The sequence below is a fragment of the Serratia marcescens genome (assembly GCF_001902635.1).
Classification (GTDB): domain Bacteria; phylum Pseudomonadota; class Gammaproteobacteria; order Enterobacterales; family Enterobacteriaceae; genus Serratia; species Serratia marcescens_F.
Map to the genome: position 1 here is coordinate 16,927 of NZ_MJAO01000023.1, position 13,175 is coordinate 30,101.

Here is a 13,175-nt window from a genome sequence, read left to right on the forward strand (position 1 = left end):
CCCTTAAATGGCTCGGGCGTCGTTATTATGAGGGGCGCTTACCCCGGCCATTGGCCGAGCGTCACGCGGTCGTTGTCGCCGTAATCGCGGTAGGTGGCGACAGCGGAAAATCCGGCGGCCTGCAGCAGCGCGCGCACGCTCTCACCTTGCTGCCAGCCATGCTCCAGCAGCAGCCAGCCCTGCGGTAGCAGATAGTGCGGCGCCTGGCGCACGATGGCGGCCAGATCCGCCAGCCCATGATCGGCGGCGACCAGCGCGCTGCCCGGCTCGAAGCGCACATCGCCCTGCGACAAATGCGGATCGGCGGCGTCGATATAGGGCGGATTGCTGGCGATCAGCGCGAAACGCTGTCCCGCCACCGGCGCAAACCAGCTGCCCGGCAAAAAGCGGACATTGTCGATCTTCAGCTTGTGCGCATTGTGCTGCGCCAGCGCAACCGCTTCCGGCTGCACATCGACGCCGATAGCCGAACAATCCGGGCGCTCGCTGGCCAACGCCAGCGCGATGGCGCCGGTGCCGGTGCCGAGATCGAGGAAGTGGCAAGGTTGCGGCGGCAGGCGTGCCAGCGCCAGCTCCACCAGGCATTCGGTATCCGGACGCGGGATCAGCGTCGCGGGCGAGACCGACAGCGGCAGCGACCAAAACTCGCGCTCGCCCACCAGATAGGCCACCGGCTCACCGCGTTCGCGGCGCGCCAGCAGCGTCTCCAGCTGCTGTTGCTGAGGCGGCGTCAGCACGGTTTCGCCGAACGCCATCAGGAAGGTTCTGGCCTTGCCGGTCACGAAACCCAACAGGATTTCCGCGTCGCGCCGGGCGCTCTCGCTGTGGGTCAAACGCGCGGCGGCGGTTTTCAGCCAGTGTTGATAGTCCATCACTCTTGCTCGGCGGACAGCGCAGCCAACTGATCGGCCTGATACTCCTGCACGATCGGCTGGATCAGCATGTCCAGTTTGCCTTCCATCACCTCGTCCAGACGGTAGAGCGTCAGGTTGATGCGGTGGTCGGTCACCCGCCCCTGCGGGAAGTTGTAAGTGCGGTTGCGGTCGGAACGATCGCCGCTGCCCAGCAGGTTGCGGCGGGTGGATGCCTCGGCCTGCTGGCGTTTGGCCATCTCGGCGGCGCGAATGCGCGCGCCCAGCACCGACATCGCCTTGGCCTTGTTTTTGTGCTGTGAACGTTCGTCCTGGCATTCCACCACGATGCCAGTCGGCAGGTGGGTGATGCGGATCGCCGAGTCGGTGGTGTTAACGTGCTGGCCGCCGGCGCCGGAGGAACGGAAGGTGTCGATTTTCAGGTCGCCCGGGTTGATGTCCGGCAACTCGGCTTCCGGCACTTCCGGCATCACCGCCACGGTGCAGGCGGAGGTGTGGATGCGCCCCTGGGATTCGGTTTCCGGCACACGCTGCACGCGGTGGCCGCCGGATTCAAACTTCAGCTGGCCGTACACGCCGTCGCCGGAGACTTTAGCGATCACTTCCTTGAAGCCGCCGTGCTCGCCCTCGTTGGCGCTCATCACCTCGACGCGCCAGCGGCGGCTTTCGGCGTAGCGGCTGTACATGCGGAACAGATCGCCGGCGAAGATCGCCGCCTCATCGCCGCCGGTGCCGGCGCGCACTTCGAGGAAGCAGCTGCGCTCATCGTCCGGATCTTTCGGCAGCAGCAAAACCTGCAGCTGCTGCTCCAGCTCTTCGCTGGCTGCCCGCGCCTGTTTCAGCTCTTCCTGCGCCATCTCGCGCATTTCCGGATCGTCCAGCATCATTTCCGCCGTCTCCAGATCCTCCTGCACCTGACGCCATTCCAGGAAGCAGCGGCTGACGTCGGTCAGCTGCGCGTATTCTCGCGACAGCGCGCGGAACCGGTCTTGGTCGGCGATAACGCCGGCATCGCCGAGCAGCGCCTGCACTTCTTCATGGCGCTCTTGTAACGCTTCCAGTTTGGCAACAATAGAAGGCTTCATGCGTGGTAATAAACCCTGTTAATAGAGAAAACTAATGCTGATCCAGCCCGAGGCTGTCGCGTAATAACTGCAACCGCTCCACGTCGCCGTCGCCGGCGGCCTGCTGGAGGGATTTGGTGGGGGCATGAATAAGACGGTTGGTCAGTTTATGGGCCAGCTCGTGAATAACCTGCTCCACGTTGGCGCCCTGCGCGATGGCGGCCAGCGCTTTGGCTTCCATTTCTGCGCGGATTTGGTCGGCCTGCGAACGGTAGTCGCGGATGGTTTCCACCGCGCCCTGCGAGCGCAGCCAGGCCATGAAGTTGGTGCTTTCCTGCTGCACGATCGACTCCGCCTGCACCGCCGCCGCTTTGCGCTGCGCCAGGTTGCTTTGAATGATGGCGTGCAGATCGTCCACGCTGTACAGATAGGCGTTGGCCAGTTTGCCGACTTCCGGCTCAATATCGCGCGGTACGGCGATATCCACCAGCAGCATCGGCTGGTTGCGGCGCGCCTTCAGCGCCCGCTCCACCATCCCCTTGCCGATGATCGGCAGCGGGCTGGCGGTGGAACTGATGATGATGTCGGCATCCGCCAGACGTTCGTCGATCTCCGGCAGGGTGATCACTTCCGCGCCGACCTCGTCCGCCAGCAGCTGCGCGCGCTCGCGGGTACGGTTGGCGATGATCATATGCCGCACTTTGTGTTCGCGCAGATGGCGCGCCACCAGCTCGATGGTTTCACCGGCGCCCACCAGCAAGACGTTGAGATCGGCCAGCGATTCGAAAATCTGCCGCGCCAGCGTACAGGCGGCGAAAGCCACGGAAACCGCGCTGGCGCCGATTTCGGTTTCGGTGCGCACACGCTTGGCGACGGAGAAGGATTTCTGGAACAGACGCTCCAGCTCGCCGGACAGCGACTGGCCGCGTTGGGATTCGGCGAAGGCCTTTTTCACCTGGCCGAGGATTTGCGGTTCGCCCAGTACCAATGAGTCCAACCCGCTGGCCACCCGCATCAGATGGCTGACCGCGTCATTGCCTTGATGCCAGTACAGGCTTTTCTTCACCTCTTCCGGGCGCAGGTTGTGGTAGGCGCACAGCCAGGCGACCAGCTGCTCGTGCATGTGTTCCTGCTGCTCCACGCTGAGGTACAGCTCGGTGCGGTTGCAAGTGGACAACACGACGCCGCCCTGCACCAACGGTTGTTGGAGCAAGCTGGTCAGCGCCTGATCGATAGACTCTGGCGAGAAGGTCACCCTTTCACGCAGAGAAACCGGAGCGGTTTTGTGATTTATACCTAACGCCAGCAGGGTCATTGCTTCGAGTAATACTTATCTTGGTACGGGTTCTCGTTGAACGGCATTCTACTTGATGCGCGGGATCAATAAAAGCAACAACCGCATCTTCCGTTCAATCGTTGCCATAGACGGCATCAATTAATGAATCAGTAATAAATACAGCAGGATAAATAATCATTGGATGGGCTAATAGCCTAAATTTTAGCGCAGTTTGCGATGGCGCGCACGCTATTCGGCGTACACGACGCCGGCGTTTGCGCAACTCTGCGCCACTTATCGGGTGCACCTCCCCCGCCTTCAGGCGATTGTGTTACGCTTAATAGCGCCCCCGACGCGCGTGCCGGGTTGGCATTGCGCCGGTAAAAGCGGCAAGATTCAACGCGATGCAGCAAAAAATTGACGCGCCGCCGCCGCCCCGTTAGCGTGAGCGCTGAATCCGGGTTTCGTCGCACAGGCCCGCAAGGACAAAAGGACAAGAGAAAGTTATGCCAATACGCAAAGTTAGTTTGCTCCGTCTGATCCCGCTGGCCAGCCTGGTACTGGCCGCCTGTACCACCACCAAGCCGACCGGCCCGGCCACCAGCCCGACCTCGCCGCAGTGGCGCGCCCATGAGCAGGCGGTGCAGCAGCTCAGCACCTATCAGACCCGCGGCTCTTTCGCCTACTTGTCTGATCAGAAAAAAGTCTACGCCCGCTTCTTCTGGCAGCAGTTCTCACCGGAGCGCTACCGCCTGCTGTTGACCAACCCGCTGGGCAGCACGGAAATGGATCTCAACGTGCAGAAAAACGTGGTGCAGTTGACCGACAACCAGGGCAAACGCTACGTCAGCGACAACCCGGAAGAGATGATCCGCAAGCTGACCGGCATGGCGATCCCGCTGAATAACCTGCGCCAGTGGATGCTTGGCCTGCCGGGCGAAGCCAACGACTTCGCGCTGGACGACCAATACCGCCTGAGCAAGCTGACCTATCAGCAAGGCGGCCAGACCTGGAAGGTGGATTACCAGAGCTACAGCAACGAGGTGCAGCCAACGCTGCCGAACCGCCTGGAGCTGCAGCAGGGCGACCAGCGCATCAAGCTGAAAATGGATAACTGGACGCTCAAATGATCCGCCAGTGGCCCTCCCCCGCGAAACTCAACCTGTTTCTGTACATCACCGGCCGTCGTGAAGACGGCTATCACCTGCTGCAGACGCTGTTCCAGTTTTTAGACTACGGCGACACCCTGACCATCGATCCGCGCCAGGACGACCGCATTCATCTGCTGACGCCGGTCGACGGCGTGCCGGACGAGCAGAACCTGATCGTGCGCGCCGCCCGCCTGCTGCAACGCTATTGCGATGAACACGCTCTGCACACCGCACCGCGCGGCGCCGACATCAGCATCGACAAGCGCCTGCCGATGGGCGGCGGTTTGGGCGGCGGCTCCTCCAACGCTGCCACTGTGCTGGTAGCGCTGAACGAACTGTGGCGCTGCGATCTCAGCGACGACCAACTGGCGGAGTTGGGGCTGAGCCTCGGCGCCGACGTGCCGGTGTTCGTGCGCGGCCATGCCGCCTTCGCCGAAGGCATCGGCGAGCGCCTGCAGCCGGCCGAACCGCAGGAAAAATGGTATCTGGTGGCGCATCCCGGCGTCGGCATCCCGACGCCGCTTATCTTCGGCGACGCCGAATTGAAAAGAGACACCCCGGTTCGCTCCTTAAGTGAGCTGTTGCAGGCGCCGTACGCAAATGATTGCGAACCGATCGCAAGAAAACGTTTTCGCGAGGTTGAACAGCTTCTTTCATGGCTGTTAGAATACGCCCCGTCACGCCTGACTGGCACAGGTGCTTGTGTGTTTGCTGAATTCGACACAGAAATCGCCGCCCGTCAGGTGTTAAATCAAGCCCCGGAGTGGTTGCGTGGTTTTGTAGCGCGCGGCGTTAACGTCTCCCCACTACATCGCATTCGTTCCGGGCGGTTTGAGTCGTAGCTCAACGTTTCGCTGCGCAGGGTCATGCACACCTGGCCCTGTTATCCCTGCGCTGCCTGCGGTCTCAATTTTAGTTTTACATACCCGTATGTATATTGCGCCGGCGTCGCCGACTGCCCCTTGGCGATGTCGTATGACAATATCTTCTCTGGACGCAAGCCTGAGGTTCTTCTCGTGCCTGATATGAAGCTTTTTGCTGGTAACGCCACCCCGGAACTAGCACAACGTATTGCCAACCGTTTGTACACCAGCCTTGGTGACGCCGCTGTAGGTCGTTTTAGCGACGGCGAAGTGAGCGTGCAAATCAACGAAAATGTACGCGGCGGTGATATTTTCATCATCCAGTCCACCTGTGCACCGACCAACGACAACCTGATGGAACTGGTTGTGATGGTCGACGCCCTGCGCCGCGCCTCCGCAGGTCGTATTACCGCCGTTATCCCTTACTTCGGCTATGCCCGCCAGGATCGCCGCGTGCGTTCCGCGCGGGTGCCAATCACCGCCAAGGTTGTCGCCGATTTCCTCTCCAGCGTAGGGGTTGACCGCGTTCTGACGGTGGATCTGCATGCTGAGCAGATTCAAGGCTTCTTCGACGTACCGGTAGACAACGTGTTCGGCAGCCCGATCCTGCTGGAAGACATGCTGCAGCAGAACCTGGAAAACCCGATCGTGGTTTCTCCGGACATCGGCGGCGTAGTGCGTGCTCGCGCCATCGCCAAACTGCTGAACGACACCGACATGGCCATCATCGACAAACGCCGCCCGCGCGCGAACGTTTCTCAGGTGATGCACATCATCGGTGACGTGGCAGGCCGCGACTGCGTGCTGGTCGATGACATGATCGACACCGGCGGTACCTTGTGTAAAGCGGCTGAAGCGTTGAAAGAACGCGGTGCCAAGCGCGTATTCGCCTACGCGACGCACCCGATCTTCTCCGGCAACGCCGTGGACAACATCAAGAACTCGGTGATTGATGAAGTGATCGTCTGCGACACCATTCCGCTGTCGCCGGAAATCAAGGCACTGAAAAACGTTCGCACTCTGACCCTGTCCGGCATGCTGGCTGAAGCCATCCGCCGCATCAGCAACGAAGAGTCGATCTCTGCGATGTTCGAGCATTGATTCGTCGTCTTTCCGGTGCGGCGCCCACCGTGCCGGAAAGATAACGTGCCCGACAGCAGAAAAAGAAAAACCCGTTGGTGCGTGAGCAACAACGGGTTTTCTACTCGTAGTCCAACATGACCTCAGACCTTAATGCACGGCAGATATTCCCTTGCCCTGCTCTTGCTTCCCTTCTGGTTTCTTAATCAATGTGACGAACGATGTTGATCGTTGCGGCACCGTTTATCAAAGTGTTTTACCCACCAATAGCGATCCGCCACCTGCTCGCGCCCGCCGATACGCGCGCCCACCAGCCACAACAACGCGCCGACGAAGATGCTCATGATAGCGCCGTGGGCGAAAAATTGCGGTAAATTGAACTGGGATACTTCAGCAATAATGGAGTATCCGACGCCACCGATCATGACGACCAGGCCCAGCCCCATAAAAAAGTTGCCCATTCTGTCCGCGTTTCTACGTTTCATATGCCACCTCCATGATTGCCATGTGCCCACCGGGATAACGCTGCAACCTGTTAACCCACTTTGATAAGTTAAGTATAGCCCTTGCTGCGATAAGGGGATTGCGGAGGCGATCACAAATGGTAAAGAATTATTGACACTTCTTAACACCAATCTGAAAACTAGCGGACAAATTGAATTATTCAGCTAATGAATCACTCGTCTTTTTTACCCACGACGACGGCAGAGATCGGATTTTGTCATTCGCCGCCCCGACAGGTAGACTAAGGCCCTTTCCATTACCCTGATCATAGCGAATCTCCCAGTGAGCAGTATTAAATTGATAGTCGGCCTGGCGAACCCGGGCGCGGAATACGCCCAGACGCGCCACAACGCCGGTGCCTGGTACGTCGATCTGCTGGCCCAGCGCCACAATCAGCAGTTGAAAGAAGAGAGCAAGTTCTTCGGCTACACCGCCCGTTTGAACCTGGCGGGCAACGACGTGCGCCTGCTGGTGCCGACTACCTTCATGAACCTAAGCGGCAAAGCAGTGCTGGCAATGGCCAACTTCTACCGCATTGAACCGAACGAGATCCTGGTGGCGCACGACGAGCTGGATCTGCCACCCGGCGTGGCCAAAATCAAGCTCGGCGGCGGCAACGGCGGCCACAACGGCCTGAAGGACATCCAGAACAAGTTCGGCAACAACCCGAACTTCTATCGCCTGCGCATCGGCATCGGCCATCCGGGTGACAAGAACAAGGTGGTGGGCTTCGTGCTCGGCAAACCACCGGCCGGCGAACAGAAGATGATTGACGACGCGATCGACGAATCGCTGCGCTGCACCGAGATGCTGATGAAGGACGGGCTGGAAAAAACCGTTCAGCGCCTGCACAGCTTCAAGGCACAGGCCTGAATCTTGCCGCAGCGGGCGCCCTGCCCGCTGCCTGCCGGACACTAACCCCTTTCATCTTCCGCGCGCCCTATCGCAACTCTTACGGCACAGTCAGATCGAGATAAACGCCCATTACGTGTATAATGGCGGCATTATTTTGCCCTTTATGCGGTCGATTAAATCTAACCGGCTGATAGATAAGATATTTAAGGTGATTACAACATGGGATTCAAATGCGGTATCGTCGGCCTGCCTAACGTAGGCAAATCCACCCTGTTCAACGCGTTGACCAAAGCGGGCATTGAAGCAGCCAACTTCCCGTTCTGCACCATTGAACCGAACACCGGTGTGGTGCCGATGCCCGATCCGCGTCTGGATAAGCTGGCCGAGATCGTCAAGCCGCAGCGCATTCTGCCGACCACCATGGAATTCGTCGACATCGCCGGCCTGGTGAAAGGCGCTTCCAAAGGTGAAGGCCTGGGCAACCAGTTCCTGACCAACATCCGTGAAACCGAAGCCATCGGCCACGTGGTGCGCTGCTTCGAGAACGACAACATCATTCACGTCAACAACAAGGTCGATCCGGCCGAAGACATCGACGTCATCAACACCGAGCTGGCGCTGTCTGACCTGGACACCTGCGAGCGCGCCATCCACCGCGTGCAGAAGAAAGCCAAAGGCGGCGACAAAGACGCCAAGGCCGAGCTGGCTGCGCTGGAGAAATGCCTGCCGCACCTGGAAAACGCCGGCATGCTGCGCGCGCTGGATCTGACTGCGGAAGACAAAGCGGCGATCAAATACCTGAGCTTCCTGACGCTGAAGCCGACCATGTACATCGCCAACGTCAACGAAGACGGCTTCGAGAACAACCCGTACCTGGACACCGTGCGTAAAATCGCCGACGCCGAAGGCTCCGTAGTGGTTGCCGTGTGCGCCGCCGTGGAATCCGACATCGCCGAGCTGGAAGACGAAGAGCGCGACGAATTCATGGCCGAGCTGGGTCTGGAAGAGCCGGGCCTGAACCGCGTGATCCGCGCCGGTTATGAACTGCTGAATCTGCAGACCTACTTCACCGCCGGCGTGAAAGAAGTGCGCGCTTGGACCATCCCGGTCGGCGCCACCGCCCCGCAGGCAGCCGGCAAGATCCACACCGACTTCGAGAAAGGCTTTATCCGCGCGCAAACCATCGCCTTTGACGACTTCATTACCTACAAGGGTGAGCAAGGCGCCAAAGAAGCCGGCAAGATGCGTTCCGAAGGTAAAGACTACATCGTCAAAGACGGCGACGTGATGAACTTCTTGTTTAACGTCTAAGCCTCTCCCCGCAGCGTTTTTCTCCGCTGCCGGAAACGGAAAAATCCACGCTTCGGCGTGGATTTTTTTGTCCTTATATCCCCAGACTCACCCCATCAACTTCCCTCCCACACCGAAGGCCGGTTCTCGCTGCGCCATTTCTCCCCCGCCGCCGTCCCCGGCGCCGGCGGCTTCAAACCGCCTATCGTCCACAGCGAGAACGGCGTTTCGTCCACGTGCAGCTCCCAGCTCAGCCCGCGCGCGGCGATGTAGGGTTGCAGGATGCGGGTGCAGCCCGCCAGGAACAGCTGCTGCTCCGCGTCGTTGCCCATGGCGCGCGCGATATGGTCGATGGTCACCCGCACGAAGTCATCGGCCGGTTCGCCGCCGAGGTACGCCGTGCCGGGCGGCAGCGCGTGGAAGAAGACGTTGACGTAGAAGCGCGGCAAGAAGTCCTGGTATAAGGCGGTGACCTTCTGCGCGATCGCTCGTTTATCGGTGGCGCTGAAGGCCGGTTCTGGGTGGTAAATCTGCCACAGTGGCATCGCGTTGTCTCCTCGGTAAAGGCGTGAGTTTCCGGCCAGCGTTCAGGCCATAATCCGGCGTCAAAAAATAAACTCCAATAATAAGAGTAATAACTCCAATTATTGAAGTGATCAAGCCGAGGCGATAAAATTATCCGCATTCAGGTGGCAAGCGGAGGCACAGAAGGTGAAAGCAAAAGGGTTTGAAGGCATGACGTGTTCGGTGGCCCACGTGCTGTCGGCATTGGGCGATCGCTGGGGCGCTATCCTGATGCGCGATCTGCTGCTGGGGCTCTCGCGCTATGACGATTTGCGCCAATCGACCGGTATCACCAACAATACGTTGGCCGATCGGCTCAAGGCGCTGGAAGGCAGCGGCCTCATCGAGAAGCGGCAATACCAGGCGCGCCCCGATCGCTACGAGTATCTGCCGACGGAGAAGGGAAAAGATCTCGGGTTGCTGGTGATGGCGATGATTCAGATTGGCGACAAATGGAACCTGTCCGAGCTGGCCGGGCCGCCGCTGCGCGTGGTTGACCGCGTGACCGGCCACCCCGCTATCCTGCGCGTGGTGGATGCCGTGACCGGCGAAACGCTGCCGCCGAAAAACCTGGCGTTGGCCGCTGGGCCCGGCGCCGACGAGATAACCCAATGGCGGCTGGCCATCAGTCAACGTGGAAAATAAGCCAGGATAACGCCCCGTAACCCCCTGCCAACAACGTGGTGATCGCACCCAACATCCTGGCGGGATGCTATTTCAGCCCCCATCCCTGTCCCGCAGGCGATCACCGCGTGCGGCTAACACGACGCACCCGGCGGATAACGCTGCCGAAACGCCCGCCCACGCAATGGATAAGGTGTAATTCTGGTACAGATCATACAGCCAACCGGCGACGCTGCCTCCGCCAACGGCGGCGATGCCCACGGCGATATACAGCGCCCCCAGAATAGCGCCCAAATTGGCGGTGCCGAACCACGTACTGGCAACCGCCGGATACAGCGCAATACACCCGCCGTTGGCCGCACCGAACAGCAGCGCGAAAATCGCCAGCGCGGTAAAACTGTGCGCCACGCTCCAAAAACCGCACAGCACGGCCAGACTCAACGTGACGATAACCAGAAAACGCCGCGCGCCCATACGATCGCCTATGCGTCCCAAAACCAGACGGCCGCCGATATTGCCCACGCCAATCAGACCGATGAGCAGGTTAGCCTGCGTTGCCTCCAGCCCCTGTTGTTGCGCATAGGGATTAATATGAACCAATGCCAGGAACAGCCCGATTGAACCGAAGAAAATCGCGATGAAAAACCACCAAAATTGTGCCCGCTTCGCCGCTTCTCGCAAGGTGACGCTTCCGTTGACGGCGTTCGGCATGACGGTGCTTTCAACAGGGCGAAGCCCATCGGGATGCTGCCCCACCTCCTCAGGCCGGCCTCGCAGACGGCAGGCGGCGGCCAGCCCCAGCGCGGCGATAGCGACCGCGTAAACTTGCAGGGTGCTTTGCCAGGACAGATGTCGCATCAGCCAACCGGCGACCATTGGCCCCACCAGGGTGCCCAAACCGGTGCCTGCCAGCGCCAGGCCGGAGGCCGAACTGCGATAAACAACAAACCAGCGTTGAATGGTCGAAACGGCCGGAACATAAACCAGCCCGACGCCCAACCCGACCAATAAGCAAAAGGTGAGCAAAAACGCCATCAGCGACGACGACAGCAGGCTACTCACCAGAAATCCCAATGAAAGCAGCAAAATACCGATGCAGGTCACCGTTCGCACCGAAGTGCGATCGCTCCAGGCACCGGAAAACACCCCGACGACATAGTAAATCAACGCCGTCAGCGAGAAGATCGAGGCGGTAGAGAATCGCCCAGCGTCAAAATTTGTCTGTAATGCCGTAAAGAATGCGCCGAATGAGTAAGCTGCGCCGAAGATAACCGCCAGCAAGAGATGAACGGCGCCGACCATATGCCAACCGCGAAACCGCCTTGCATTTCTCATCATGAATTTCCGTCTCATTAACAGGAGCACCGATGCCCGAGCTTAGGATCTCGGGATCCCGCAATTCTCTCTGGCAACACGTCATAATGCGCCGCAAAAACACGGGGCGCAGGTCACTTCCCGTGATACCTATAGTTGTATAGACAAGTGAAAGGCAAGATGATTTTGCCGTATTTGTGATCGGCAACGGCGCAGCCAACAGCTTCGCCTGTCGCAGAAGACGCCGGCAGGATGACCGGCCGGAGAGTGAGCGAGCAGAGGAAACGGGCAATCTACTCTCGCACTCTCGCAGGTGCGCCAAGCTCATTTTTTAAAAAGTGCGGATCAACTCAGGAGGGTATTCGCAGGAAGAGGGAAAAAATCGCCATCGTCACCGGTGAGTGCGCCGATCCGCACTGCGGGATCACCGCGCCCGCAACACGTTATCAATTAACCCCCAGGCCGCCGCTTCGTCGGCGGTCATAAAGCGATCGCGATCCAGCGCTTGCTCCACCGCCTCATAACCCAGGCCGCAATGTTTGGCGTACAGCCGGATCACCGTGTCTTTGGTGCGCTTCATCTCTTCGGCGTGGATCAAAATGTCGGAGGCCTGCCCCTGAAAGCCGCCCAGCGGCTGGTGCACGTGCAGGCTGGCGTTGGGCAGCGCCATGCGGTGCCCCGGTTCACCAGCCATCAGCAGGAACGAGCCCATCGAGCGCGCGGTGCCCATGCACAGCGTATGCACCGGCGCGCGCAGGTACTGCATGGTGTCGTAAATCGCCAGCCCGCTGGTGATCGCCCCACCCGACGAGTTGATGTACAGGTGGATCGGTTTTTCCGGGTTTTCCGCCTCCAGAAACAGCAGCTGGGCGCACAGCATTTCGGCCACGTCGTCGTTGACTTCGCCATTGAGGAACACAATCCGGTCGCGCAGCAGGCGCGAAAAAATATCAAAAGAACGTTCTCCCCGGCTGGTCTGTTCCACCACCATTGGAACGAGCATCATCTTCTCACGCATCGGTGAACTCCTGGGTTGGCAAAAAAGGGAAGCGAATTTAACGCGTCAGGCGGCGCGCATCACCGTCGCCGGGCCGTCGTTGGCGGCACCAAGCTGGTGGACAATCCTCAGCAGGCTGCCGCCGCTCGCGTCCGGCACGATCTGCAGCGTTACCACGCTTTCGAGGAACGGCGGTTGGGCGTCGCGCAGGCGGTAGCTCACCGCTTCGCCCGGCGTGCTGGCCAGCGGCTCGGCCTGCGCCAGGTCCCCCGTCGGCAGCCACTGTTCACGCAGCTCAGGAATGCTGAGCGCTCGCCACACTTTTTCCGGCGGTGCCTCGAGCGCATACTCCAGCATCAGCCGGTCGCGCGGTGGTTGCTCAACCCGTTTGTTCATTGATCCATGTCCTTCAGCAAGGTTTGTAGCGCGTCGATGCGCGCCGGCCAGTAGGTGCGGTACTTCGCCAGCCATTGGGCGATCTGCGCCAGCCCTTCCGGGTCGACCTGATAATTGACGTAGCGCCCCTGTTTCGCCTCGCGCACCAACCCGGCGTTGCGCAGCACCGCCAGGTGTTGCGACATCGCCGACTGGCTGATGGGCAGCCCTTCGCGCAGCGCGCTGGCGTTCATACTGCCGGCGGCGAGTTTGTCGAAGATGGTGCGGCGGGTCGGATCGGCCAGCGCCTTGAAGATGTCATTCTCGTTCATACAAACACATTAGT

Annotated in this window: 15 protein-coding genes; 6 read left to right on the forward strand and 9 right to left on the reverse strand. The window is 60.0% G+C overall.

Going from position 1 to position 13,175, the window contains the following annotated elements; all coding sequences use genetic code 11:
• Positions 1-38: 38 nt before the first annotated feature.
• From prmC to hemA, 3 genes are read right to left on the reverse strand one after another with little or no spacing between them, the layout of a single operon-like run.
• Complete coding sequence (gene prmC, locus BHU62_RS19685; RefSeq protein ID WP_073533798.1) at positions 39-872, reverse strand: peptide chain release factor N(5)-glutamine methyltransferase; 834 nt, start codon at positions 870-872, stop codon at positions 39-41.
• Positions 872-1,957 carry a peptide chain release factor 1 gene (prfA, locus tag BHU62_RS19690; RefSeq protein ID WP_033638166.1) on the reverse strand — a complete coding sequence of 362 codons (1,086 nt, stop codon included), beginning with the start codon at positions 1,955-1,957 and terminating at the stop codon, positions 872-874. Before prfA ends, prmC begins: the two co-directional genes overlap by 1 nt.
• A gap of 31 nt (positions 1,958-1,988) precedes the next feature.
• On the reverse strand, positions 1,989-3,251 hold the full coding sequence (gene hemA / locus BHU62_RS19695) for a glutamyl-tRNA reductase (protein ID WP_073533800.1): 1,263 nt from the start codon (positions 3,249-3,251) through the stop codon (positions 1,989-1,991).
• Between the two features lie 467 nt (positions 3,252-3,718).
• Between hemA and lolB the strand changes: the two genes are divergently transcribed.
• From lolB to prs, 3 genes are all read left to right on the forward strand, one after another.
• Positions 3,719-4,342 carry a lipoprotein insertase outer membrane protein LolB gene (gene lolB, locus BHU62_RS19700; protein WP_073533803.1) on the forward strand — a complete coding sequence of 208 codons (624 nt, stop codon included), beginning with the start codon at positions 3,719-3,721 and terminating at the stop codon, positions 4,340-4,342.
• Positions 4,339-5,205, forward strand: coding sequence for a 4-(cytidine 5'-diphospho)-2-C-methyl-D-erythritol kinase (gene ispE / locus BHU62_RS19705; RefSeq protein WP_073533805.1), 867 nt, complete (start codon positions 4,339-4,341; stop codon positions 5,203-5,205). Before lolB ends, ispE begins: the two co-directional genes overlap by 4 nt.
• A gap of 174 nt (positions 5,206-5,379) precedes the next feature.
• Complete coding sequence (gene prs, locus BHU62_RS19710) at positions 5,380-6,327, forward strand: ribose-phosphate diphosphokinase (RefSeq protein ID WP_004941061.1); 948 nt, start codon at positions 5,380-5,382, stop codon at positions 6,325-6,327.
• Positions 6,328-6,512: 185 nt separating this feature from the next.
• On the opposite strand, the gene ychH is transcribed toward prs, so the two are convergent.
• Positions 6,513-6,791, reverse strand: a complete 279-nt coding sequence (gene ychH, locus BHU62_RS19715; RefSeq protein ID WP_043147272.1) for a stress-induced protein YchH — start codon at positions 6,789-6,791, stop codon at positions 6,513-6,515.
• A gap of 301 nt (positions 6,792-7,092) precedes the next feature.
• Here ychH and pth point away from each other — a divergent pair, with 301 nt between their 5' ends.
• Together pth and ychF are read left to right on the forward strand one after the other, a co-directional pair.
• Positions 7,093-7,683: an aminoacyl-tRNA hydrolase gene (gene pth / locus BHU62_RS19720; RefSeq protein WP_073533808.1), complete on the forward strand. Its 591-nt coding sequence runs from the start codon at positions 7,093-7,095 to the stop codon at positions 7,681-7,683.
• 201 nt (positions 7,684-7,884) lie between these two features.
• On the forward strand, positions 7,885-8,976 hold the full coding sequence (gene ychF / locus BHU62_RS19725) for a redox-regulated ATPase YchF (protein WP_004941048.1): 1,092 nt from the start codon (positions 7,885-7,887) through the stop codon (positions 8,974-8,976).
• A 95-nt stretch (positions 8,977-9,071) separates the two neighbouring features.
• On the opposite strand, the gene BHU62_RS19730 is transcribed toward ychF, so the two are convergent.
• A complete protein-coding gene (locus BHU62_RS19730) occupies positions 9,072-9,500 on the reverse strand; it encodes a tautomerase family protein (RefSeq protein ID WP_073533809.1) in 429 nt (142 codons plus the stop codon).
• Between the two features lie 166 nt (positions 9,501-9,666).
• Here BHU62_RS19730 and BHU62_RS19735 point away from each other — a divergent pair, with 166 nt between their 5' ends.
• The gene (locus BHU62_RS19735) at positions 9,667-10,164 is read left to right on the forward strand and encodes a winged helix-turn-helix transcriptional regulator (RefSeq protein ID WP_073533810.1); all 498 of its coding nucleotides are present in this window, start codon (positions 9,667-9,669) and stop codon (positions 10,162-10,164) included.
• Positions 10,165-10,236: 72 nt separating this feature from the next.
• Here BHU62_RS19735 and BHU62_RS19740 read toward each other — a convergent pair whose 3' ends face one another.
• The 4 genes from BHU62_RS19740 to BHU62_RS19755 form a co-directional block, all read right to left on the reverse strand.
• On the reverse strand, positions 10,237-11,481 hold the full coding sequence (locus tag BHU62_RS19740) for an MFS transporter (RefSeq protein WP_201788373.1): 1,245 nt from the start codon (positions 11,479-11,481) through the stop codon (positions 10,237-10,239).
• A gap of 400 nt (positions 11,482-11,881) precedes the next feature.
• Entirely contained in the window at positions 11,882-12,475 is a 594-nt protein-coding gene (locus BHU62_RS19745) for an ATP-dependent Clp protease proteolytic subunit (RefSeq protein WP_073533812.1), read from the reverse strand.
• A 45-nt stretch (positions 12,476-12,520) separates the two neighbouring features.
• Positions 12,521-12,850, reverse strand: a complete 330-nt coding sequence (locus BHU62_RS19750; protein ID WP_073533813.1) for an SRPBCC family protein — start codon at positions 12,848-12,850, stop codon at positions 12,521-12,523.
• Positions 12,847-13,161 carry an ArsR/SmtB family transcription factor gene (locus BHU62_RS19755; RefSeq protein WP_073533814.1) on the reverse strand — a complete coding sequence of 105 codons (315 nt, stop codon included), beginning with the start codon at positions 13,159-13,161 and terminating at the stop codon, positions 12,847-12,849. Before BHU62_RS19755 ends, BHU62_RS19750 begins: the two co-directional genes overlap by 4 nt.
• Between the last annotated feature and the right edge of the window lie 14 nt (positions 13,162-13,175).